16 protein-coding genes and 1 riboswitch are annotated in these 24,614 nt (G+C 36.1%); of the genes, 9 read left to right on the top strand and 7 right to left on the bottom strand.

All coding sequences use genetic code 11. The features are described 5' to 3' along the window. Nucleotides 1-25 precede the first annotated feature (25 nt). On the bottom strand, nt 26-15,079 hold the full coding sequence (locus tag AC0L0O_RS16930; protein ID WP_473785895.1) for a DUF7507 domain-containing protein: 15,054 nt from the start codon (nt 15,077-15,079) through the stop codon (nt 26-28). A 122-nt stretch (nt 15,080-15,201) separates the two neighbouring features. Between AC0L0O_RS16930 and AC0L0O_RS16925 the strand changes: the two genes are divergently transcribed. Further along, nucleotides 15,202-16,062 carry a GNAT family N-acetyltransferase gene (locus AC0L0O_RS16925; RefSeq protein WP_473785894.1) on the top strand — a complete coding sequence of 287 codons (861 nt, stop codon included), beginning with the start codon at nt 15,202-15,204 and terminating at the stop codon, nt 16,060-16,062. Nucleotides 16,063-16,102: 40 nt separating this feature from the next. Here AC0L0O_RS16925 and AC0L0O_RS16920 read toward each other — a convergent pair whose 3' ends face one another. Next, the gene (locus tag AC0L0O_RS16920; protein ID WP_000806347.1) at nt 16,103-16,663 is read right to left on the bottom strand and encodes a cysteine hydrolase family protein; all 561 of its coding nucleotides are present in this window, start codon (nt 16,661-16,663) and stop codon (nt 16,103-16,105) included. 181 nt (nt 16,664-16,844) lie between these two features. On the opposite strand from AC0L0O_RS16920, the gene AC0L0O_RS16915 reads away from it, so the two are divergent. Further along, nucleotides 16,845-17,105 carry a DUF6123 family protein gene (locus tag AC0L0O_RS16915; RefSeq protein ID WP_001195212.1) on the top strand — a complete coding sequence of 87 codons (261 nt, stop codon included), beginning with the start codon at nt 16,845-16,847 and terminating at the stop codon, nt 17,103-17,105. Nucleotides 17,106-17,107: 2 nt separating this feature from the next. Here the strand turns inward: AC0L0O_RS16915 and AC0L0O_RS16910 are convergent, their stop codons facing one another. From AC0L0O_RS16910 to AC0L0O_RS16900, 3 genes are all read right to left on the bottom strand, one after another. Further along, nucleotides 17,108-18,013 (bottom strand): DMT family transporter, encoded by a 906-nt coding sequence (locus tag AC0L0O_RS16910; RefSeq protein WP_473785893.1) that lies wholly within the window; start codon nt 18,011-18,013, stop codon nt 17,108-17,110. A 13-nt stretch (nt 18,014-18,026) separates the two neighbouring features. Beyond that, nucleotides 18,027-18,413: a reverse transcriptase-like protein gene (locus AC0L0O_RS16905; protein WP_000573873.1), complete on the bottom strand. Its 387-nt coding sequence runs from the start codon at nt 18,411-18,413 to the stop codon at nt 18,027-18,029. Nucleotides 18,414-18,482: 69 nt separating this feature from the next. Beyond that, a complete protein-coding gene (locus AC0L0O_RS16900; RefSeq protein ID WP_368500623.1) occupies nt 18,483-19,355 on the bottom strand; it encodes an aldose 1-epimerase family protein in 873 nt (290 codons plus the stop codon). A gap of 132 nt (nt 19,356-19,487) precedes the next feature. Further along, nucleotides 19,488-19,532, top strand: a riboswitch (PreQ1 riboswitch). A 6-nt stretch (nt 19,533-19,538) separates the two neighbouring features. On the opposite strand from AC0L0O_RS16900, the gene AC0L0O_RS16895 reads away from it, so the two are divergent. The 3 genes from AC0L0O_RS16895 to AC0L0O_RS16885 all read left to right on the top strand — a co-directional run bounded on the left by AC0L0O_RS16895 (nt 19,539) and on the right by AC0L0O_RS16885 (nt 21,025). Further along, nucleotides 19,539-20,024, top strand: coding sequence for a QueT transporter family protein (locus tag AC0L0O_RS16895; protein ID WP_001026469.1), 486 nt, complete (start codon nt 19,539-19,541; stop codon nt 20,022-20,024). Nucleotides 20,025-20,176: 152 nt separating this feature from the next. Next, nucleotides 20,177-20,836: a ribonuclease H family protein gene (locus tag AC0L0O_RS16890; RefSeq protein ID WP_000875528.1), complete on the top strand. Its 660-nt coding sequence runs from the start codon at nt 20,177-20,179 to the stop codon at nt 20,834-20,836. A 12-nt stretch (nt 20,837-20,848) separates the two neighbouring features. Continuing rightward, complete coding sequence (locus tag AC0L0O_RS16885) at nt 20,849-21,025, top strand: zinc-finger domain-containing protein (protein ID WP_000358801.1); 177 nt, start codon at nt 20,849-20,851, stop codon at nt 21,023-21,025. A gap of 33 nt (nt 21,026-21,058) precedes the next feature. Here AC0L0O_RS16885 and AC0L0O_RS16880 read toward each other — a convergent pair whose 3' ends face one another. Both AC0L0O_RS16880 and cspB read right to left on the bottom strand, forming a co-directional pair. Next, a complete protein-coding gene (locus tag AC0L0O_RS16880; RefSeq protein ID WP_000534392.1) occupies nt 21,059-21,307 on the bottom strand; it encodes a DUF2564 family protein in 249 nt (82 codons plus the stop codon). A 119-nt stretch (nt 21,308-21,426) separates the two neighbouring features. Beyond that, nucleotides 21,427-21,624: a cold shock-like protein CspB gene (gene cspB, locus AC0L0O_RS16875; RefSeq protein ID WP_001161732.1), complete on the bottom strand. Its 198-nt coding sequence runs from the start codon at nt 21,622-21,624 to the stop codon at nt 21,427-21,429. 262 nt (nt 21,625-21,886) lie between these two features. Here cspB and AC0L0O_RS16870 point away from each other — a divergent pair, with 262 nt between their 5' ends. From AC0L0O_RS16870 to AC0L0O_RS16855, 4 genes are all read left to right on the top strand, one after another. Next, a complete protein-coding gene (locus AC0L0O_RS16870) occupies nt 21,887-22,615 on the top strand; it encodes a YqcI/YcgG family protein (RefSeq protein WP_001043757.1) in 729 nt (242 codons plus the stop codon). Between the two features lie 138 nt (nt 22,616-22,753). Then, the gene (locus tag AC0L0O_RS16865; RefSeq protein WP_011181585.1) at nt 22,754-23,386 is read left to right on the top strand and encodes a LysE family transporter; all 633 of its coding nucleotides are present in this window, start codon (nt 22,754-22,756) and stop codon (nt 23,384-23,386) included. 19 nt (nt 23,387-23,405) lie between these two features. Next, a complete protein-coding gene (locus AC0L0O_RS16860; RefSeq protein ID WP_473785892.1) occupies nt 23,406-23,699 on the top strand; it encodes a cytoplasmic protein in 294 nt (97 codons plus the stop codon). Between the two features lie 79 nt (nt 23,700-23,778). Next, nucleotides 23,779-24,408 (top strand): sterol desaturase family protein, encoded by a 630-nt coding sequence (locus AC0L0O_RS16855; protein WP_000832156.1) that lies wholly within the window; start codon nt 23,779-23,781, stop codon nt 24,406-24,408. The last annotated feature ends 206 nt before the right edge of the window (nt 24,409-24,614 follow it).

The raw sequence follows: 24,614 nt of genomic DNA, 5'->3' as shown, positions 1-24,614 counted from the left end.
AAACTACAATCTCTTTTTGTTTCATTTAACGCCACCAAATCCAAGTCCAAAGGTAATTTCCTACATTCCGTGGAGTAATGCGTACAAAACGTTCCCCGTCAAAGAAGCAATTTAAATTTGGAACTATTTCATCTTGGTTTTCTGGAACAAAGATGACGATGTTTTCGTTACTTGTAACAGTTTCTGTAATTGGTGGGTCGGTAGGCGAGACTTGAAGTTGTAATGAAATATTGGCCGTATTTTTAAATTCATTATTAACAGGTGGACTTATTACTTGTACTGTGAATAAGACGATAATTGTTTCATTTGGTTCCAAATTAGTAGCGACTAGGAAACCGATATTCGGATTCGCTAGTGGAGAGCGTTCTTCGTTAATGAAGACAGTGCCGTTTATAAATTGTAAACCTACTGGAATAGTATCCTGTAAAGAAATATTTGAGAGTGAAATCTCGGAAGTATTCGTAATACGCACCGTATAATCAAAATATTGATTTAAATAAGCTGAGGTGACGGAAGCGTTCTTCACTACTGTCGCAGTTACAAATTGAACTGGTATACGAACGATATTTGAATTAACAATAAAAGTAATAATTGGGTCCTGGGGTGTCAATTGGAAGGTGGCTGTGACGGTAGCAGAATTAATAATTGTACTGTTTGAAGGGATAGAAGTGACGAGAACTTTAAATGTTATAGTTGCTATGGAATCTGCAGATAAAGAGCCAATATTCATACCAGTGTCTGGACGAATATTTAAAACTAGAGTACCGTTAATTGTTACACTGTCTTCTATAAATATTGTACCTGCTGGAATTATATCTAGCACAGAAGTACTGATTGTAGGAATTGGTGAATGATTTATCACTTTTAATGTGAAAGTTATGATGTCCCCTGTCGCCACGATAGATTTATCGGCTGTTTTTTCAATACTAACCATTGGATCAACTATTATTGTTGTAACAGTATTTGTTTGCTTTGTAACAGTATTTATTTGCCTTGTAATCATAATAGGTGATTCGGTTGGACCGACAATAGGCGTATAGGAAATAGTAGCATCGTTATTGATTGTAGATTGAAGAGTCGAAGAAGATATTGTCACTTGGAATGTAATAATAACAGATTCATTTGGAGCAAGATTTCCTAACAGAATACCATTTTCAGGATTCGCATTAGGTTGATTGATTCCGTTAATCGTAACACTACCAATAACGAATGTTGTATCTACTGGTGCCGTGTCTACTAGAAGAAGATCTTCAATAGTGATATTACTATTATTAGTAATCGTAATGGTATACGTTAAAGTTTGACCAGGTAAGGCACTCGTGAAATCAACAGCTTTTATCGCAATGACATTATCATTTTGGACGGTTGTTGTGACTGTATTTGTTGTCGTCGTATTTGTAACAGGTACGTTATTTGGATTGACTATATAGTTAAAAGTAGAGATTGCTTGGTTGGTGAGTTCGTTTCGTATTGGAATAGAAGTCACAGTTACTTGGAATGAAGCGATAGCGTCTCCATCTACAATTATAGTACCAATTGGTATGCCATTTGCTGGATTTACTCCCGGAAGAGTTTCTCCGTTTACAATAACGCTATTTTCTATAAATGTAGTACCTTGAGGAATCATATCTTGAATGATTACATCATTTGCTGCAACATTACCAGTTTGATTGAGTGTAATCGTATACGTTAACGTATCACCGACCATTGCAAATGCAAGGTCAACAGCTTTATTACTATTCAAATTCGCATGATTAATTTCTGTTAAAGCAGCTGATGAAATAATAGTTTTGGTAATAGGTGGTTGATCTCCTACCGTGTATTCATATTCAATTGTACTTGTGTTAGAGATTGGATTGGTTTGAGGTATCGAAGTAACCCGTACTTGGAATAGAACAGTTGCTGTCGTATTAGGCAGAATGTTATCAATTGGTATCCCGCTAAGTGGATTGTCATTTGGACGAGTGTTTCCATTCACAATAACACTATTCTCTATAAAGTTTGTATTTACTGGGATGATATCTGTAACGATAATGTTTTCCACTTGTATATTCCCATTGTTTGTGATGGAAATTGTGTAAGGGATAATTGTTTGTAGGTCAGCATATTGGATAGGAGTTGTTTTTACTGCGATTATATTAGCAGAAATAACTTCAGTGAAAGTAATGTTACTAGTCGATATTTGTTCTTCTCCATTTATTGTATAACGAGAAGTTGCTTGATTTTGAACATGGCCGCTAGTTGGAAGCGCTACGACAGTAACAGAAAATGTGACTGGGATAGAAATGTTAGGAGCAATCGTTCCTAACAATATACCGGTACTTGGATTGGCATTAAGCTGCGGAATGTTATTTACTAAAACGCTACCGTCTATAAAGGTTGTTCCACCAGGAATATTGTCTGTAAATACAAGAGCAGTGGCATCCGTATTCCCTGTATTTGTTAAAGTTGTTGTATAAGTTAAAACATCACCAATTGTTACAGAAGTCAAATCAACAGTTTTAAGTGAAACGATATCAGCATCATTAATTTGAACGAAAGTAGTGTTGGAAGTAGTCGATTTTTGAATTGGTGCAAAGTCAGGGTTGAAAATAAAGTCGTAGACGATGTTTGCAGTATTAGGTGTTGGGTTTGCAGCAGGTAAATTCGTAACCGAAACTTGGAATGTTATTGTAGCTACTTGACCTGATGTGATATTCGGGATGGAAAAGCCGATATTCGGATCTGCTGCAGGAAGTACAGTGTTGTTAACTGTTACACTCCCCGAAATAAATACTGTTCCATCTTCTATAATATCAGTAAAAAAGATGGAGTTAGTTGTAGTGGATCCGTTATTTTGAATGAGTACTGTATATTCAATGTTTTCATCAATATTAGCTAATACTGTATTAGCGGATTTTGTAGCGATAAGAATGGCATCAATAAATTGTATATTTGTAGTATTGGAAGATGTCGTTTCTGAAATTGGTGGTAAGCTTTGGTCTGGCTGATACTCATAGTGGATGACGGCGATATTATTCATGTTATTTTGAGAAGGTATCGAGTCTACATTTACTTGGAATGTAACGATAATTGTATTGTTTGGAAGGATAATATTAAGGGAGATTCCGGTACTTGGATTTTCGTTAGGTCTTGGTATGCCATCTACAAGAATGCTATCTGGAACGAATGTGGTGCCAGCAGCGATTGCGTCAATTAGGAGAGTATTTGTAATAGGTACTGTACCAGCATTTGTAACTGCGATGGTATATGTGATAATTTGACCGATGCGTGTAATGGATCTGTTAGCAGATTTAATTGCACTAACATTTGCTGTACGGACTTCCGTGTTTACTGTATTTGATAATGATCTACGCTGAATAATTGGAGAACTAGGGTCAATTTGGTATTCATATGAAGTGTCTGAGATGTTAATGACTGTATTGTCTTCAGGTATATTTGTAAGTTGTACTTGGAATGAAATAGTGACTGTTTCATCTGGTTGTATCGTGCCGAGAGTTACTCCATTTTCAGGATTCGTACCAGGCTGAATGACATTATTTATTGATAAGCTATCTTCAATGAATATTGTCCCTTCTGGAATGTTGTCAATGAACAACGTATTGTTAGCTGGAACCGTTCCGATATTTTGTAGTGTATTTGTGTAGGTAATAAATTGCCCGATGGAGACGAAAGTTACATCTGCGCTTTTAACGGAAATAATATTCGCATTTTGAAGTGATGTTGTAACAATGTTAGAATTTGCAGAGCGATTCACTGGTGGAGCTGTAGGAATACTTACATATTGGTAAGTTACTGAAGATTGATTTACAATTTCGGTTTCAGTAGGTGGATTATTTGTTTGTACTTGAAATAGTATTGTTTTGGAACTGTTTGGTGGAATCGTTCCAATTGGTATTCCGTTTTCGGGATTTGCATCAGGCTGAAGTACACCGTTAATTGTGACACTGTCGAGAACGAATGTAGTCCCAACTGGAATCGAATCTGTAAAAATAATATTTATTGCGTCAACATTGCCGCTATTTTTCACTTCAGAAATATAAAGTATAGTTCCGCCAATATCTACAGTTATTGGATTGGACGTTTTTGTAATTGTTAATTGTGCTTGCACGAAATTTGTAATGACAATATTACTTGTAGATGTTTCAGTAATAGGCGGTTGCCCTGGATCTGGTTGAATTGTATATGTTGTATTAGATTGATTTGTAATCGATTGTTGCGAGAATGGATCGTTAATAAGAACTTGGAAAGCAATAAGGTGAGTAGCGTTTGCTGCTAGGTTAGGCAAAGTAACACCTACATTTGGATTTGCACCCAGTATAGCTGTTCCGTTAAGTGTAAAACTATTTTCTACGAATGTAGTCCCAACTGGAATCGTATCTGAAAATATGAGATTTGTAGCTGGAATATTTCCGGTATTTTCTAGTGTTATCGTGTAGGTTAAAATGTCGCCAGTTGTTGCTTGTTGTGCATTGACGGCTTTTAAAGAAAGAACATTCGCATCTGAAATTTGTGTGAAAGCTGGATTCGAAGTAATTGTTCGAGAGACGATAGGAGCAGTTGGATCCGCAATAAAAGTATAGTCAATACGGGCTATATTAGAAATTGGATTCACGCTTGGAATAGATTGAACGATAACTTGGAATGTGACGGTGACGATTTCTGACGGCGCAATGGAGTTTAATGGTATTCCTACGTTTGGATCGGCACCTGGAATTGAGATGCTATTAATGGTCACGCTATTTGGAATCAATGCAGTTCCTTCTGGGACCAAATCTGTTAAAGTAACTGTATTTGCAGTTGTATTCCCGTTGTTTTGAATGACGACAGTGTAAGTGATTGTACCGTCAGTAGATTGTACGATGGAATCTGTATTTTTAATTACAGATAGCGATGCATCAACGACAGCTGTAGTAACTGTATTAGATGAAGATGTTGCTGTAACTGGAGGTTGACTTGGATCGACAATATATGTGTAACTTGTAAGTGCTTGATTTATAATTGCTCCTTGCGGCGGAATAGAGTTTGCAAGAAATTGGAACGTAATTGTAGCAGAATCACCTGGTGCGATAATACCAACTGGAATACCGAGAGTTGGACTTGCATCTGGAAGTGAAATCCCGTTAAGCGTGACACTATTTGGAACAAATAATGCCCCTTCAGGAACACCGTTAATGAGTAATACCGAGTTTGCAGGGAAGTTTCCAGTGCTTGTTAATGTTGCAGTGTACGTAATTATATCTCCAATAGATACGATTGTTCGATCTGCTTCTAAAAGCGTTGTAACAGTAGCGTTATTAATTTGTGTAGAAGCACTATTAGAAGTTACTGTGCCTGTAACAGGAGGAGCGGCCGGATCAACGATGAATGCGAATTGAATAGATGCAACGTTTGTAATTGGGTTGGAAGGAGGAGTAGATGTAACTATGACTTGGAAAGTAACGGTTAAGGAACTACCCGCGCTAACGGTCCCGATATTAACGCCGCTATTTGGATTTGCACCTGGAATGGTATTTCCATTTACAGCAAAACTATTTTCAACAAAGGTCGTTCCTCCTGGAATGAGGTCTGAGAAATTTACATTCGTAGCGTTTGTATTGCCGCTATTTTGTATTAAAACTGTATAAGTGATTGTGTCTCCAATATTCGCAAAGGCTGTACTAGCAGTTTTTACAGCTGAAAGTATTGCTGAATGAATAGCAGTAACGAAGACGTTCGTTTCCACATTGCCAGGCTGAGCCTGTAATGCATTGCCTACGTTATATTGGAAGTTAACAAATGCTAAGTTTTGGAGTTCAGGTGTGAATGTTGGTGGATTGCTTACGATTTGAACTTGGAATATGATTGTTACAGTTTGATTTGGAATAATCGTATTTATGCCAATACCGCTGGTGATAGAAGCGGATGGTAATGGAGTGCCATCAACAATAACGGATCCTGCAACAAATTGTGTCCACGATGGTATCGGGTCTGAGAAAATAACGTTATTGGCAGGGATATTTCCAGTATTCGTAATCGTAGTTGTATACGTAATTGTATCACCAATCGTTGCAAAAGCTTTATCACCGATTTTAGTAGTAGTTAAAATAGCACTTTCAATTGTTGTTGTAACACTATTTGAAGTAATGTTTTTTGAAACAGGAGGATTAGCTGGATTAACGATATGCTGAAAGCTAACGCTAGCTTGATTAGTAATTGGATTAATAGCCGGGATTTCATTTGAAGTAATATGAAATTCTACAATGGCAGATTCGTTTGGCGCGATATCACCAATTGGGACGCCTGTAATGATGTTTGCATTTTCGATAATAGTTCCATTAAGTGTAAAACTATTTGGTTCAAAGGAAGTTCCGTCTGGAATAACATCGGTAAAAATAACATTCGTTGCATTAACATTTCCGCTATTTGTAATTGTAACGGAGTAGACAATATCTTGCCCGATATCTACCGTAAATACATTTGTGCTTTTTTGTGCAGTAAGAATAGCACTATTAATTTGTGTTGTCGTTGTATTAGATTGATTGGAAATTGTAATAGGTGACTGGTCTGGATCAACAATGTAACGATAAGTTGTAAGAGCTGAATTAGAAATAGGATTGTTGATTGGTAGGGTTGTAACGGTAGCTTGGAATGTGACAATTGCCGCAGTACCACCGTTAATTGAACCGATATTTACACCAGTAGATAAATCAGCATTTAGAATGGTTTGCCCATTAACTGTGAAACTGTTTGGAACAAAAGTTAAATTACTATCAAGCGTATCGATAACTGTAACATCAGTTGCAGTCACATTCCCTGTATTCGGGAGGTTAAGTGTAAATGTTATTGTATTACCAACATCCGCAAAAGTAAGATCTGTTGTTTTTGTACTTATAATATTTGCGTTGTTTATTTGAAGAAGCGTAGTGTTGGAAGTAGCCGCACTTAATACTGGAGGATTAACAGGATCAACAGTAAACTCATATGTTGTTGATGCTGTATTTGGTGCTGGATTAATAGGGGGAATGCTGTTCACTGTAACTTGAAAGACGATACTATATATTTCATTAGGCGGAAGTGTTGCAAGTAATACACCTGTATTTGGATTCGCGTCAGGTTGTAAAACACCATCGACAGTTAATGTGTTAGGAACAAATGTGACTCCATTTGGTAATACATCTGTGAATACAATATTAGTTGCATCTGTATTTCCTATATTCGAAATAGAAGTAGTGTAAAAAGCAGTTTGCCCGATATTTGCAAAGGATACACTTTCATTTTTCGCCATGGATAATATGGCTTCTTTAATTTGCGTTGAAACAGGATTGCTAATTGAAGTTTCTGCATCAGGCGGTGAGACTAATTGGTACGATGTTGATGAGAAATTTACAATGGGGTTTTCCGTGGGTAATGACGTTACAGTAACTTGGAAAGAAACTGTTACTGTAGTCCCAGCTGTTATAGATCCGATATTTACACCGTTCACTGGATTTGCGCCACTTTGAGGAATTCCATTAATAGAAAATGTGTCTGCAATAAATGCTGTTCCGCTCGGTATAGTATCTGTAAATATAACATTTTGTGCGGATGAGTTTCCATTGTTTGTTAAAGCGACAGTATAAGTGAGTGTGTCTCCAATACGACTAAAGGATTTATCGACTTGTTTTAATGAAAGAATGGTAGCTGTATTAATCGTAGTGAACACTGTGTTTGAAGTAACGGTCCTTGAAACAATAGGGGCATTAGGATCAGCGATAAATGTGTAAGAAGCAGTAGCGGAATTGGCAATAGGATTTTGAACAGGTGTAGAAGTAGCGGTAACTTGAAATGCTATAGATATTGAGCTGTTAGGAGCAATTGCTCCAATTGTTATACCTGTATTAGGATTGAGCCCGATTTGCGTGATGCCATCTATTGTAACGCTATCAGTAATAAACGTTGTTCCATCTGGTACAAGGTCAATGAAAGCAATATCTGTAGCGTTTGTATTACCACTATTCGTTAAAATGGTCGTATAGGTAATGGTATCACCTAGTGTTACAAGTGTTTGATCGACGGATTTTACCATCGTAATGATAGCATCTAATACAGGATTTGTAACGGTATTCGTTGAAGTAGAAGTTGTAACAGGAGTTCCGTTTGGATCGACAGTATACGAATATAAAATGGTATCATTTCCCATAATTGAACTTGAAGAGGGAACAGAAAGAACATTTACTTGGAAAGTAACAGTTACTGTTTCACCAGGAGCAATATTTGGTATGTTTACTCCAAGTGCTGGTTGCACACCAGATTGCTGAACCCCATTTATTGTGACTGAGTTTGGTATAAAGGTAGTGTTAGCTGGAATTGCACTCGTGAACTTTATATTCGCTGCTGCCGTATTTCCTGTATTTGTAATAGTAGTTGTATACGTAATTGTATCACCGACAGAAATAACGGATTTATCAGCACTTTTTGTAGTCGTTAATATAGCACTCTTAATAGTTGTCGAAACAGTATTAGATAGATTCGTTTGTGATACGGAAGGTTGGCTTGGATCGACCACATGTGCAAATTGTACAGAACTAAAGTTCGAAATTGGATTTATACTTGGAATATTTGTAACAAGTGCGTTTATCACAATAGTAGCCGTACTACCAGGATTTATATTTCCAATTTGAATCCCGGTAGCTGGATTTCCAATTTGCTGTGTACCAGAATCGTTTGTAAGTGTTCCAGAAATAAAAGTTGTTCCTTCAGGTAAAACATCCGTGAAAATTATATTTTGTGAAGTGACATTTCCAGGGTTACTTAATGAAATTGAATAAGAAAGTGTATCCCCGATCGTTGCGAAAGTTTTATCTACAGATTTAACAAGTGCGATTTCCCCAGAATTTATTTGTGTTGAAACAGGATTGGATGTCGTACTTCTTGAAGCGAGTGGTAAATTAGGTCCTGTCATAAATTGATAATTAATAGAAGCGCCATTTACAACCGGTGAATTTGGCCCCCCAGGTCCAATTGTGAAAATTGGATTTGGAATGCTAACTACTTGTACGCGGAAGGTAACGTTTATAAAATCTCCTGCAATAATATCCCCAATTGGTATTCCGTTTGCTGGATTTACTCCAGGTAATAAAATCCCGCCTACTCGAACGCTATCTTCTATAAATACTGTATGATTTGGAATCGGATCTGTAAAAATGATATTCGTAGCAGTTGTATTCCCTATATTTTCTAATAAAACAGTGTACGTTAAAAATGAATTTCCAGGTGCGACGTCAGAGAATAGTCGATCCACACTTTTCGTTGCTTGAATAATCGCTTCGTTAATTTGAATTAAAGTTGGATTGCTTGTAGCTATTTCTGTCACCGGTGGCTGGGTAGGGTCAACGATGATAGAGTATGTTGTGCTAGATTGGTTCAATGTTGGATTTATAGCTGGTATTGAACCAACGATAGCTTGAAAGCTAATTGTTATCGTTCCTCCAACTGGAATTGAGTCTAAAGGAACACCAGTATCAGGCCTAAATCCAAGTTGTGGGATGGTATTAATTTGTACGCTATCAGGAACGAATGACAGTTCAGCTGGTAATATATCGATAAAAACAGGTGTGTTTGCAGTAGTATTTCCGCTATTAGTGAGAGTCGTTGTATACGTAATTGTATCTCCAACAGCGGCAAATGCACTGCTAGCAGTTTTCGTGGCGATAACGGAAGCAGAGTTTACTTGTGTAAAAGTTTTATTGGATTGAACGGTTCGTGAAACAGGCGGTTCATTTATATCAACAATAAATCTATATTGAAGCGATGATTGGTTCGGAATTGGATTAGGATTTGGAAGAGTTGTAATGTTTACTTGAAAACTAAGTGTAACCGATGCATTTGTATTCAAGTTACCAATATTGATACTGTTTTGTGGATTTGTATTCGGGACCGTTACACCGTTTATTTTAAAACTATTTGGGACAAAGGTAGTACCATTTGGAATTGAATCTGTAAAAACAATGTTATTCGCGGTAGTATTTCCTGTGTTTGTAACAACTGAGGTGAATGTAATCGTATCTCCAATTGTAGCGAAAGTTGTACTAGCATTTTTATTTATTACTAAGGTAGCGTCAACGATAGGTGTAACTGTCGTGTTTGTAACGGTACTTCCAACAGCTGGCGTTTCAGTTGGATTCACTGTATATTCGTAGTTTACAAGAGCATTATTCGTTAAAGTGCCACTAGGTGGAATAGCAAGGATTTTCACTTGGAATGTAATAAACGTAGTTCCTCCTGGTGAAATATCGTCTAAATGAATACCTAGTGAAGGATCTAATCCAGGTTGAGATACGTTATTTATCATAACGGAATTTGGGATGAAGGATGCACCTGGTCCAAGTCCATCTGTTAAAACTGTAGCACTAGCAGGAATATTCCCTGTGTTCGTAACTGCAATCGTATAAGTAACGATATCTCCAATTGCAGCATTCGGTGTATTTACTGACTTCGTAGCGATGATTGTAGCGTTATTAATTTGAGTTGTTATTACGTTACTTAGCGTATTAGAGGACGCTGGAGGTAAGTTAGGATTTACGACATATTGGTACGTTGTGTTACTTTGGTTCGGGATAGGATTCGGATTTGGAATAGAATTTACTTGCACTTGGAACGAGATTATCGTATTTGCATTCGGATTTATCGGATCAATTGCTATGCCATTTGCTGGATTTGCATTAGAGAGTGTAGTGCCGTTTACTGTTACACTATTTGGAATAAAAGATGTCCCGCTTGGAATAGCATCTGTAAATACTATATTTGATGCAAGTGTGTTTCCATTATTCGTTAAAGTAGTCGTGTACGTAATGATATCATTTACGTTCGCAAACTGTTTATCTGCAGATTTTACAGAGGTAATCGTAGCATTATTAATAGTTGTCTGTACAGTGTTAGAAGCAACCATCTGCATGACAGCTGGTTTGGATGGGTCGTACGTGTATTGGAATGTAGTGCTCGATTGATTCGCAATCGGATTTGCACTAGGAATGGTTGGTACAAAAACTTGGAATGCAACAGTACGTGATGAATTCGCTCCTATCGTACCAATTAAAATGCCGTTAGCAGGGTTTGCATTAGCTATAGGGACACCGTTAATCGTTACAGTATTAGGAAGGAAGATGGTACCAGCTGGAATGATATCTGTAAACGTTACATTCGAGGCAGGGATATTGCCGTTATTCGTTAAAATCGTTGCATAAGTTATGACATCGCCAACATCAGCAAAATTTGTGCTTGTTAGTTTCGTAGCAACAATATTAGCAGTGTTAATTTGTGTAGTTACTATATTACTAGCAGAGTTTCTTACAACGGGAGGTGAATTTGGATCTGCGATAAAGTTATATTGAAGTACAGCACTGTTTTGAACTGGATTTGGTGAAGGTAAACTATTTGCACCAATTTGGAAGACAATTGTTGTAAAACCACCAGCTGGAATCGTACCAACTTGAAGACCAGCACTTGGATCCGCACCAAGTTGTAAAGTCCCGCCTATAAAAATACTATTTGGTACGAGAGTTGTACCAGGAGGGAGTATATCGGTAACAACTACATTATTTGCGGGAGTATTCCCAGGGTTAGCTAAAGCAATTGTATATGTGATTGGTTGCCCAACGTCAGCAATAGTTAAATCTACCTGTTTGACAATAACTACATTTGCTACATTAATTTGTGTACTTACAGTATTACTTAAAGATGTTTCTATAGTTGGTGGATCGCCCGGATTTAAAATAAAACTATACTGTGTACTAGATGAATTTATTGTTGGATTTTGTGTTGGTAAAGAGGTGACAGTTACTTGATAAGAGACGGTAAGTGAACCGTTCGCAGGAATGGAAGGTAAGGGAACACCGACATTTGGATCTGCGTTATTTTGGAGTACACCATTAATAAGGAAAGTGTTTGGGATAAAGGTAGTACCGTCTGGATTCGTATCTACGAAAGTAGGACTATCAGCAGAAACACTTCCTGCATTCGTTAAAACAACGGTATAAGTTAATACATCCCCAACAGTAGCGAACGCTCGATCCACTGTTTTTGCTGAAATAATATTTGCGTCATTTACTTGAGTAAATGTAGTGGTTGAAGTTGTGTTCTTACTTATAGGGAAAGCGTTTGGATCAACGATAAAGTTATAGGAAATAGAAGCGCTATTTGAAATAGGATTTGGGTTTGGAATACTAGTTATTAATACTTTGAATGAAGCTGTAATTGTAGTACCAGCAGTGATACTACCGATATTGATGCTAGCTGGTGTAACGCCTGGTTGAGTAACATTGTTAATCGTAACACTGTTTGGTACAAAGGCAGTACCATTCGCGATTGAATCGGATAGTACTACATTGTTCGCCGCAACATTTCCATCGTTTGTAAGAGAAAAGGTATAAGTTAATACATCCCCAACTTCCGCAAACGTTTTATCTACAGATTTAGTAGCTTGAAGGTTTGCTAGTCTAATTGTTGATGTAACAGAATTAGAATTTACTGTTTTTGAAGTTGGTGGCAGATTTGGATTTACAGTATATAGATAAGAGGCGAAAGCATTATTAATGATAGGATTTTGGGTGGTAATATTGATGACTGTTATTTGGAAAGAAAGTGTAAAAGTAGCTCCGCCAGGAATTGTGCCGATAGGTAAAGCAACGAGAGAATCTACATTTTGCAAAATGCCGTTGAGTGTTACAGAACCAGGGGTCAATATTGTTCCGTTTGGAAGTGGGTCTGTTAGTTGTACATTAGTTGCAGCTGTATTTCCGCTGTTTGTAATAAGAATTGTATAACTTATCGTTTCCCCAATTGTGGCAAATTGTTTATTTGTTGATTTTGTTAATGCTAAATTCGCATTGTTAATTTGAGTGGAAACGAGATTAGAAGAAATGTTTTTTGTAACGGGTGATTGGCTTGGATTGACAGTGTACTGATAAGAAGCGCTTGATCCATTAGATACGACATTTAGCGCGGGTATTGTATTTACAACTACTTGAAATGAAACATTTTTTGTTGTACCAGTTGAGATTGATCCAATGTTCACACCGTTAGCGGGATTTGCTCCACCTTGTGTCGTGCCATCTATTGTTAAACTGTTTAGAACAAAAGTTGTTCCAGTAGGAATAACATCTGTAAAAATAACGTTGTTCGCATTTGTATTACCTGTACTTGTAAAGGAAACGGTGTACGTTAGTGTATCACCAATATCTGCAAAATGTTTATCTACTGATTTTGCCATAGTTACAGTAGCGTTATTCACTTGAGTAGATACGATATTGGTCGTATCAGTCCCACTTATTGCCGGTTGATTTGGCACAGGAATGTATTGATATGTTGTTGTTCCGATATTTAAAACTGGATTTGTTTGGGGAATAGAAGGAACGAGTACTTGAAATGAAACAATAGTCGTAGAATTAGCAGCAATAGCGCCAATTGATATACCAGTAGCGGGATTTGCTCCAGCCTGAGTAACTCCGTTAACAGTTACACTCCCCGGAACGAAAGTAGTCCCGCTAGGAATCGGATCCGTATATATTACGTTAGTTGCAGCAATATTCCCTATATTAGCTAAGGCGATACTGTAAGTTAACGTTTCACCAATATCGGTAAAAAGTTTGTTAACTGATTTTGTGCCATTAATATCTGCGAGGTTAACTTGTGTTCCAGCAGAGTTGCTTGTTGCAAGACCGTTAAAAGTCGTTCCTCCGGCAATTGGTGTATATTGAAATGTAATATTAGCAGTGTTGGAGATAGGATTTTGACTTGGAAAAGAAACGACAGTAGCTTGGAAAGTTACTGTACGAGAAGCGCTGTTATTAATGGTTCCAAGAGATATACCAGCGGCCGGATTTGCATTCGTTTGCGGGACATTATCTACTGTTACAGTTCCAGGTATAAAGGAAGTACCGTTAGGGAGAATGTCTGTAAAAATAACGTTATTGGCGGGAAGAAGCCCTGTATTAGGGATAGTAACTGTATAAGTGAGAACGTCCCCAATTGCTGCAACACTTTTATTCACGCTTTTTGTTGCTTGTATGTTAGGTGAATTTATGTTGATTTGTAAACCGACTGTATTCAACATATATGCGTCTCCGTTAGTTGTTAAACGGATTGCGGCGGACACTTGAGAATTTATTAAATAAGGAGAAATATCAATGGAAGTAATATCCCAGCCCTGTCTTCCAGCGGAGATGTTTGTACCTGTAGAAGCACTTTGATTTCGCGTTCCAAATGTCCCGGTTGTATCTAAGTTTCCAGCGGCATTATTAATTTGAGAACCGAAGAAATTATTTACAGCATTGTTAGGTCCAGATAAGGCATTTAATGAACTGAAATTTGGCCCGAATAGAGCCTGATCCCCAATTAAATCAGCATCTCCTTCGGTAGAACTTAAAAATAATCTACCGCTTACAGGCCCTCCTGAAGGTGTTAAAAATCCTGAAACAGATACATCGGCACTACCAGTTTCTGCAGAAACCCGGTTACCTGCTACATAAATGGTTAAGTTTCTTGCAGGTAATGTTCCATTTTGGTAAGCGACGATAAGCGTCCATCCAGCTGAATTAATTGTTCCATTAGAAGCATCTATAGGATCTACAAGTCCAGGGACAGAGCCGGTTGTATAAGAGCCAGATCCTCCCGCTTGAATGAGGGATGTTACATCTGCAGAACGTGTATAGAATCCAAATGTGATAGATCCAGAAACGAATGTTTGATTGGAAGCTGTAACAGCAGAAGGAGTAATCGAGTATGTTGAAACAGGTGTTGTAAAAGAAACAGGGTTTCCTAAAACACTTGTAATGTTTTGATCACGAGATAAGTAGTTGCCGCCCCAGATGAGTTCTGCGTAAAGAATCGTACTACCAGCAGGGATATTTAAAAGAGCGGTAGAACTATTCTGTGTATAGTTTAATGTTGTACCAGCAGGAAAAGAAGTTACTTGTAAAGCGGTATTCGTAGTTGCGAATGCACCAATTGCCCCGATTGTACCAGCACGGTTTTGATTACTGATTTTACTTAAACCGAGTGTGTTTCCTGTAATCGCAAGTGCGCCGTTAGTGGTGGTAGAAAATCGATTCGTAATGGGCATGTTGTCACCTCACTTACAATATAGTCTTGGTCAAAATAGGATATGTGTGTAACAGATAAAGTGAAACATGTACAAGTTGATTCGGGAAGAATAGTTTAAAAGTCTAGATAAAGAGATGGAGAATGATTGTCTTGGAAATGAGAGTGGAGCGTCTTAAAAAAGAAAATATAGAGGATATTGTAGTGTTATCTTCCTATATTGGTTGGGACTATAATAGAGCAGAAGTTGAAACGATTTTCAACTCAGGTATTGTATATGGCGTATGGAATGAGAGAAAAAAACTGATTGCGAGCGCTGCAATTATATTATACGGAGAGGCGTTAGCGTCAATAGGAATGGTAATTGTACATCCTGATTATAAGGGAAGAGGGATTGGAAAGGCGATAACGAGTTCTTGCATGAATAGTGTATCAGCTCGAACTCCAATTATGCTCATTGCCACGGATGAGGGGAAGCCTTTATATGAAAAATTAGGATTTAGGTCTGTTAGTTATGTTTCTAAATACATATGTAACTCGTACAATGTGAATAATTATTGTGTAGGAAATGAAGATTATATGATGAATTATGAAGTAAGTGATTTAGAAAAAATAATAAAAATAGATGAAGATGCATTTGGAACAAATAGAAAAGAGTTTTTAAAGAAAAGAATTATGCAAAGTGAACAGTGCACTGTTGTAAAGGATAAGGAACAAAATATATTAGGTTACGGTTTAAGTATACAAACGCCGGAAAATAAAATAATAGGACCGATCGCTGCTAAAAATGATGCAATGGCAATGAGAATTGTACATGATTTAGCAAGAGGACATCATGGTAAATTAAGAATTGATGTACCAGAAGGAAAGAAAGATTTCATGAAAGAATTACAGATTATTGGTTTTCAAAAGGTTAATACACCACCAATAATGATGAAAAATAGCGATCAATTATTAAAAAGAAATAATGAGTTATATAGCATTACAGCACAAATTTTTGGGTAAAAAAGAATCCTTTTCACGTAAGGATTCTTTTTTCGTTCATTTAATCACGATATTGGTCATGAATAGGTTGAAAAAGATTTTCCTCGACATCTCTAACAACTGAGAAATGATCAACATTATAATGACCATGGAGAATTTTATTGTGATGGTCAATAATTTGCTCTGCAGACAACACAGTAGAATCAGTTGTGGAATGACCATTTTTAATTAATGTAACATCAAAGCCTTCTACAGTTGCTGTTCGAACAGCGGTGTCGATGCAATGTTCTGTTTTACATCCACCTATAACGATATGGTTAATTTTTTCTTCTTTTAACAGTTCAAGTAAAGAAGTACCATAGAATGAATTTGTTGCGGCTTTATTAATAAGGATTGCAGACTGAGGTACTTGAATTTGATTATGTACTTCAAATCCTTCTCCGCTACCAGAAGCAACATCGGTATCTCTTACGAAAACAATTAGGGCATTGGCATCTATTGCTTTCTGCACCGCTGTATTTAATGTAGATAATAATTCGGTTTTACGAAAAACTTCATTTTCTTGTTCATTTCCATCCATTAATTCTTGCTGTGCATCAATGATTAATAGTGCTTGTTTCATCGTGTCTCCCCTTTAATATGAAATAAGTTCCACTGTACATATTCCTCCATATTATAAGGAAATCCTCCATTGTAAGTGGAGTATAGGTTGATTTACAAAGTTGTCAAATAAATTTCATTCTCATAGCGTGTAAAAACATGTATGATAGGAAGTGGAGAATTTTTGAGTAGGTGGGAATATCATGCAGACAGTAGAAGATTATCTTTCATTCTTACATACGAAAGGATTTAAACTATCAGAGGAAGCGCAAGGGTTTATTATGTTCGGACAAGGATATACGGGTGCATCTGATGGCATTGTAAACGCAGCAATAGAAGCGACAATTAAGCATCAATTGCAGTTTGATGGCAGTTATTTTGTTGCGCTATTAGAACGATTGAAAGAAGAAGAGATTACAGATAAAAAAAGCGCTAAGGCTTTTATGCGGAAGTTACAAGCGTAACTTCACGCAGCCTGCGCTTCTTTTTTTGTTTTGGAAGGTAATTCAACGAAAACCATACCTAGGAAAATACATAGGCATCCGATAATAGCAGAGATAGAAAGTTGTTCGTTTGCAACGAGAACGCCTGTTAAGGCAGCAAAAACGGGCTCCATTGTGAAAATAATAGCTACTCTCGTTGGAGATGTATGTTTTTGTGCTGACGTTTGGATGAAAAAAGCAATGGATGTCGCGAATAGGGAAGTTAGAAATAGCGCAAATAAAAAGGAAGAATTCGTCCATAGTGCTACTGAAAATAATTTTTCCCAATCTTCAAACAAAAAGGCGCAAATAGAAGAAAACAGTCCGACAGCTAATACTTGCGATGTACTTAACAATAAAGGTGATATTTTTTTAGAGAAGAAGCCGTTAACAAGAATATGAGCAGCGAAAGCAACTGCACAACCGAGAACGAGTATATCTCCAATGTTTAATTGAAAAGAATCACCAGCCGTTAATAAGTATAAACCTGCTGTTGCTACAGCAATGCCAATTACGATAAAAATGGTAGCTTTTTGTTTTAAAAAAATAAAAGACAAAATGGGTACCATAACGATACTAAGCCCTGTTAAGAAACCAGCTTTTGAAGAAGTTGTATACAGTAAGCCGAATGTTTGTAAGACGTAGCCAATGCATAAAAAGAACCCAACGATTAATCCAGCGAGACTACTCTGTTTTATATGTTGTTTTGAAGCTTTTTTTGAGAAAAGTATTTGAACGAATAATAAAATAATTCCAGCGAATAAAAAGCGAATACCATTAAAAGTAAATGGGCCAACGAAAGACATAGCATTTTGAACGACGACAAACGTAGCTCCCCAAATAAAAGAGACGAATAGTAAAGCAAGAGGAGCAATCCAATCTTTTTTCACACTCATACCCCCGTTAATTTTGTAAGATAGCTTTTCTAGCTAACTCATCAGCAACTTTATTTTGACTACTTGGAATCCACTTAATAAAAAAGAGATCGAAACTTTTTATGTACTGCAGTGCTTCCTCTAATAGTGGTGCAAACATTTTGTTTTTTGCATATTCTTTTTCAACAGCTCGCTCGACAAGTTGCGAATCTGTACGAAAAGAGACAATGTTATAATTATGCTCCGTGCAATATTTTAATGCCGCAAGTAATGCGTGGTATTCTGCTTCATGGTTGGACATTGTCCCAAGGGGCAATGATAATTGTACAGCTGGTTGAACCCCTTTAATAAATACTCCTGCACCAGAAGGACCAGGATTTCCTTTTGATGCACCATCAATATATACTTCAATCAAAATGAGAAACCTCCAAATGATAAGATGATCCCCTACTTATATGTTTCTTTGCAGTAGGGGATAGGGCAATTAGCCGATTGTAATACTATAACGACATGTAAATGTTTCATTCGCTTGTAAAGATTGAATTCCTTTTTTTCCCTTGAAATCTTTTGCAGGATTTACTTCATCAGCGATCCCGTACCAAGGTTCGATACATAGGAAAGGTGCGTTCTCGCCTGGTGTCCATACGCCGACAAATGGGAATCCGTCAAATTCTACTTTTACAAATTTATTATGTTTATGAGAACGAATAGAGATTTCATCCGTATTCATATTTTCAAAAATAAGCGCATCATTTTTAAATAGATCATATGTAAGTGGTAATTCATTCGTACTTTCAGCGATTAATTGCTTTTTATTTGAAAGGTAAGGTCCTTCTAATACACTTGTTTCTAAGCGTTCAGAACCATTAAATGATAGATGGTAATCTGTAAATGATTCGTCTTCTAATAACGGGAAATTGAAACCAGGATGCGCCCCGATTGAGAAGAACATCTCTTTTGAAGTAGGGTTATTTACTTCGTATGTTACATGAACGATTTGTCCGTCTAGCTCATAAGAAACGAGTAATTCGAATTCGTATGGGTATTTTTTTAATGTTTCTTCATTACTAGTAACGATATAAGTGATTTTCGTTTCACTTTGTTCTTTTACAGTGAATGTAAGATCACGAGCAAAGCCGTGTTGTGTTAAAGAATAAGGTTTATCATCTACGTAGTATGTATTATCTACTAATCGGCCGACGATAGGGAATAAAATTGGTGCACGGCGTCCCCAATAAGTAGAATCACCTTGCCATAAGTATTCTGTATTGTCTTCTTTTAAGCGAACGCTTTGTAATTCTGCACCTTTGTCAGATATGGAAACGATCACTTTTTCGTTTTGAATTGTTGCAATCATGAAGTAAAACCTCCTAAATCTTTCATACATTTCATTATACGTTGTCTAAAAGAAAAAAGGTAGTTCATGATAGGAATCTATTGACGAAAGGGGGGCTACCGCGTAAAATATAATCTTGTTGCTTAAAAAACGAATAACGTGGTTCGAAACCATCCCACGTAAAAAAACTAAGGAGATTTTGTCATGAATATTAGAACATTAGTTGGTAATGGTATTTTAGCGGCATTATATATTGCTGTTTCTATGCTTATTCAGCCATTTGGCTTTACGAATGTACAGTTTCGTATTTCAGAGATGTTTAATCATCTCGTTGTATTTAATAAGAAAGCAATTTACGGAATTGTATTAGGTGTATTTTTAACGAATCTCTTTTTCTCACCTATGATCGCTTACGATTTAGTATTTGGAGTAGGGCAATCTATTCTTGCATTAGTTGCAACCATTATTTCTATGCGATTCATTAAAGGTGTTTGGGCTCGTATGATTTTTAATACAGTTATCTTTACAATTACAATGTTTATGATTGCAATTGAACTTCATCTTGCATTTGATTTACCATTTATGTTGACTTGGTTAACATGTGCAGTCGGTGAATTTGTTGTCATGGCCATTGGTATGCCTGTAATGTACTGGATTAATAAACGAGTACAATTTGAAAGATTTATGTAATAGATGAAAGAGCTATTCCTATAGGGATAGCTCTTTTTTACATGTGATTATATTGAATATAATTCTGTGACTCTTGATAAAATATAATAAAATAAAGTGAGGCTTTCATTAGCTGGATACATATAAGAAGTCTTACATAAGGGGAATCTAGTATGAAATATAAAATTCATTGGTTGTATAAAACGAAGCGCGGATTGCAGACGGAATTAACGACAGATTATATGAACATAGAAGATGTACTGCAATTTGCAGAGGATTTCGAGAAAACAGGAAGAGTAAAAGAATTTTCATTTTATGATGAACTGGATACAGAATGGTCATTAAAAGAGATGAAAAAGTTAAGTAAGCAAGTAGAGGAAGAACTCCAAGAAATACTCGTTTATTTTGATGGTGGTTATGATGTACAGACGAAAGAAGCTGGGGTAGGTATATGTGTATACTATAAAAAAGGAAATGCAAAATACCGAATTCGCCGTAATGCATATATAGAAGGCATATATGATAATAATGAAGCGGAATACGCATCATTACTATATAGCATGAATATACTCGAGGAATTAGGGATTAAGTATGAAGCAGTTACACTTCGCGGGGACTCTCAAGTTGTACTGCAACAATTGGCCGGAGAATGGCCTTGTTATGATGAACATTTAAATCATTATTTAGACCAAATTGAGCAAAAAGCGAAGCAAATGAAATTAAAACTTGTATGTGAGCCAATCTCTAGAAAACAAAATAAAGAAGCACATCAATTGGCAACGCAAGCATTAGAAGGAACAGTCATTGATAGTCATAAAGAAATAACCGAATAGAGAGGTGCAACGGTGGATAAAAAGCAACTCATTACAGAGGTAAATGACTTATTAGAAACGTATTGTGAAGGATGTTTTTTGCGAGAACATAATCGAAAGACAAATAGTAAGTATTATGCTCATTCATTTTGTATCAGGCAATGTACAGTTGGAGAAACATTGAAAAAGTATGGGGAACAGTTGTCATGAAAAAACATCCAGAGAAAATTCTCTGGATGTTTTTTAGTGTCTTGCTTCGTTTAGTTGATGCTCACATTTATTTAATTTCTTTTCCTCGTTCATTAAAAATGGCTCATCTAAATCAGTTGCAACAGATTTCATAATTTCAAGCTGAGAGCGAGCTGCTTCTACAGCAGTAGTAGCGTGTTCTAATGTATCTGGATCCATTGAAATTGTCGCTGATCCCACCATTTTTTGTGCTGTTTCTACACGGAATTTCACTTCTTCAAAATCATTTACTTCTGATCCCATTGTTACTGCCTCCTTTGTATATTGCGCATTTCACATAGTTTTTGCTCTGTAAAACGGAAATATACAAAGGAATAACAAAGGAGGTTACCAAGTAAGGTAACCTCCTATTATATGTTGGATTAAAGTTTTACTACGTTAGCAGCTTGAGGTCCGCGGTTTCCTTCAGTGATATCGAAAGATACTTCTTGACCTTCTTCTAAAGCTTTGTAGCCTTCGCCTTGAATCGCAGAGAAATGTACGAATACATCGTCAGCGCCTTCCATTTCGATAAATCCAAAACCTTTTTCGTTGTTAAACCATTTTACTTTTCCTTGCATGTTACAATTCCTCCTAAAAACATTTGCTTTTTTCATTTAGTGAAATTCATTTAAAAGATAATATAAACTAAAAATGCTATAATCTTGAATATTCTGCTAAATGATTAATTTAAATATACACGAATTGGGAGAATTTAGTCAAGTAAGCGATTTTATTTTTTTGTATTTTTAAATAATTTTTCAACCAAATTTTTAAATAAGCATAGGACAGGCCGAGTATGTAATAGTCTTAATTGAATGCTATACATAATGAGGTGAAAGAATGAATAAGTCTTATTTATTAGATAATGAAGGAATGAGAATGAGAACGGATATACCGAATTGGGTTGCAAAAGAATTTAAAAATTTTTCTAACGTCGTATTAGAACCAACTTTCCCATGTTATTTTGGTTTAACTGCTTTGAAAAAGAATGAACTTCGCTATTCCTTTCTATCTCATAATGATTGGAGTCATTTGCCGCATACAATGTTATCTTTTTTAGAGTTAATGAAAGAGAGACCAATTGTTAGAAGAGGATTTTTTCTATTTGTGGAACCAGAATGTGAGGAACAATCAATCGAATATTATCGTGATTACTTTTGGAAAGTACTACAATATTTACATGAAAATGATGATCAAACGTGGCCGAAGCAAATTCCGGAAGACCCAGATCACTACTTATGGGAATTTTCATTTGGCGGGGAACCGATATTTGCATTTGGAAATGCACCAGCTTATAAACAACGAAAAACTAGGCATTTAGGAAATTCTCTCGTTATTGGATTTCAGCCACGTACCATTTTTGATGGATTAGAAGGCGACCGTCCTAAAGGAGCATATTCAAGACAAACGGTCCGAGATCGAGTTGAAAAATGGGATCAGTTGCCGAAACATCCTAACATTAGTCATTATGGTGATCCGGAACATCGGGAATGGAAACAATATTTCATAGGAGACGATGTAGAGCCGATAAAAGGAAAATGTCCTTTTCTTCATAAGATAGAAAAGTAAGAGCCATCACCTAAATGGCTCTTTTGCATATTTTGGATAAAAAAGGGTATTTTAGTAGTACATATTTTGATGAAAGCTAGTCTATTTTCAATCATTACATCATTACTTAATAGTAAAGGAAGTAGAAAGGATAGAGCGATGTTTGGAGCGATTATACAACAAATTGTATTAGGGATTTCATTAGCGGCGCCGGTAGGTCCGATTAATATTGAAATGTTAAAACGAGGAATTGAACGAGGTTTTTGGCATGCCTGGATTGTTGGAATTGGTGGTATGACTGCAGATATTTTGTTTATGCTTCTCATCTACTTCGGTTTATCTTCTCTGTTTATGTATACATATGTACAAGCTTTTATGTATTGCACAGGGTTTTTCTTATTATTTTATTTAGGATTTCAAAGTGTAAAACAAGGAATTTCTCACTTGAATATGGAATATAAAAAGGAAGAGGTAGGCGGCCTTAAACAATCGTTTATGGCAGGTTTTTTCATTGCAATATCCAATCCATTAAATCTTGTTTTTTGGTTTGGTATATACGGTAGTACACTTAGCTCATTGCTTACGAAGGTAACGAAACAAGAAGCCTTTTTGTACAGTCTTTGTATTATCGTTGGTATTATTTTATGGAATTTAAATATTGCTTTTTCTGTCCATTTTGGCAGAACTTTATTAAAGCAAAAAGCACTTGGCTATATAACAGCCGGAGCAGGTATTATTCTAGTAGGATATTCTATCCATTTTGCATACAAAGCTTTACAGTTGTTCACATAAGATTGAAGGGGAGATTTTTATGTATCGAACCACTATTGACGGAAAAGAAATCATTATTACGTTAGCACCAAAAATCAGAAAAGAAATTACTGATAGAAATCCACTATATGAAGCGGTATTTCAGAATGCAGCAAGATTACTACAAACAAAGCAACCAACGTTTGCGGTAAATCATGAAATATTGGGGCTTATAATTGGAGAGGTACAAAGAGGAGAAGTAACAGTGTTTGCGGTGGAACATATTATTCCGAAGCAAAATATATTTGGAACGAACAATTTTTTCTCGACAATAGAGCAACAGGCAAATATGTAAAGCGTATAGAATAAGATATAGAAAAGAAATAGTCGTAACGATATGTTGCGACTATTTCTTTTGAAAAGGGGGAAGTAAGATGAAGAGGGTGGGGAAAGAGTTCTTTTTACAACATGATATCGTTATTATGTATAGTATTTTATTTGTTTTTATCATTATTTTAAAAATGCAATTTTTCACATGGATCGGTTTGTTATCCTGTTTGTTTGGTATTATTTTTTATACACTAAACGAATATATGACACACCGGTTTTTATTTCATTTAAAACCACCTAAAAACGTATTTTTATTAAAAATGCTAAGAAGATTACATTATGACCATCACGTATATCCAGATGATTTAAAACTTTTATTTTTACCTGTATGGTTTAGTATACCGAGCTTTACTATATATTTACTTATATCATATGCTATAACAAAAAGTGTTACTATTACACTTTCGTTCGGAATTGGAATGATTATTATGCTTCTCGTTTATGAATGGAAACATTATATTGCACATAAGCCAATCCGTCCTGTTACTAAGTTTGGAAGATGGCTAAAAAAACAGCACATATTACACCATTATAAAAATGAAAAGTTTTGGTTCGGTGTTTCAAATCCAGTATTCGATTTCATATTTGGAACGCTTAAAGATGGAAAAGACGTTGAATTAAGCGAAACAGCTCGTAATTTAGAAAAGGAAAAAAAGACAAAAGTAGTGCGTTAAGCACTGCTTTTGTTTTAATGAGGAAAAAATAAGTAAGGTGTCACTTTATTTTGAAAAAGTATATTAAAAACTTAGGGGAAAATGCCGAAAAATGTCTATCGAAAAATCTTTGCAGGAATGTATGGATTGTCTAAAATGAAAATAAGTTTCTGAATATTTATAAAATTTAGTCTTTAGGTATACAAGGGGGAATTGTATTTCTAGTA

This window comes from Bacillus sp. GS3m_15504 (genome assembly GCF_055825275.1).
Note: the sequence above shows the minus strand (reverse complement) of the source record. Positions and strands in the feature narration are given on the sequence as shown.

Coding starts and splice junctions, on each gene's coding strand:
- AC0L0O_RS16915 (WP_001195212.1), top strand. CDS start 16,845: ATGCAGACAGTAGAAGATTATCTTTCATTCTTACATACGAAAGGATTT.
- AC0L0O_RS16930 (WP_473785895.1), bottom strand. CDS start 15,079: ATGCCCATTACGAATCGATTTTCTACCACCACTAACGGCGCACTTGCG.
- AC0L0O_RS16890 (WP_000875528.1), top strand. CDS start 20,177: ATGAAATATAAAATTCATTGGTTGTATAAAACGAAGCGCGGATTGCAG.
- AC0L0O_RS16900 (WP_368500623.1), bottom strand. CDS start 19,355: ATGATTGCAACAATTCAAAACGAAAAAGTGATCGTTTCCATATCTGAC.
- cspB (WP_001161732.1), bottom strand. CDS start 21,624: ATGCAAGGAAAAGTAAAATGGTTTAACAACGAAAAAGGTTTTGGATTT.
- AC0L0O_RS16860 (WP_473785892.1), top strand. CDS start 23,406: ATGTATCGAACCACTATTGACGGAAAAGAAATCATTATTACGTTAGCA.
- AC0L0O_RS16895 (WP_001026469.1), top strand. CDS start 19,539: ATGAATATTAGAACATTAGTTGGTAATGGTATTTTAGCGGCATTATAT.
- AC0L0O_RS16880 (WP_000534392.1), bottom strand. CDS start 21,307: ATGGGATCAGAAGTAAATGATTTTGAAGAAGTGAAATTCCGTGTAGAA.
- AC0L0O_RS16925 (WP_473785894.1), top strand. CDS start 15,202: ATGATTGTCTTGGAAATGAGAGTGGAGCGTCTTAAAAAAGAAAATATA.
- AC0L0O_RS16855 (WP_000832156.1), top strand. CDS start 23,779: ATGAAGAGGGTGGGGAAAGAGTTCTTTTTACAACATGATATCGTTATT.
- AC0L0O_RS16870 (WP_001043757.1), top strand. CDS start 21,887: ATGAATAAGTCTTATTTATTAGATAATGAAGGAATGAGAATGAGAACG.
- AC0L0O_RS16865 (WP_011181585.1), top strand. CDS start 22,754: ATGTTTGGAGCGATTATACAACAAATTGTATTAGGGATTTCATTAGCG.
- AC0L0O_RS16920 (WP_000806347.1), bottom strand. CDS start 16,663: ATGAAACAAGCACTATTAATCATTGATGCACAGCAAGAATTAATGGAT.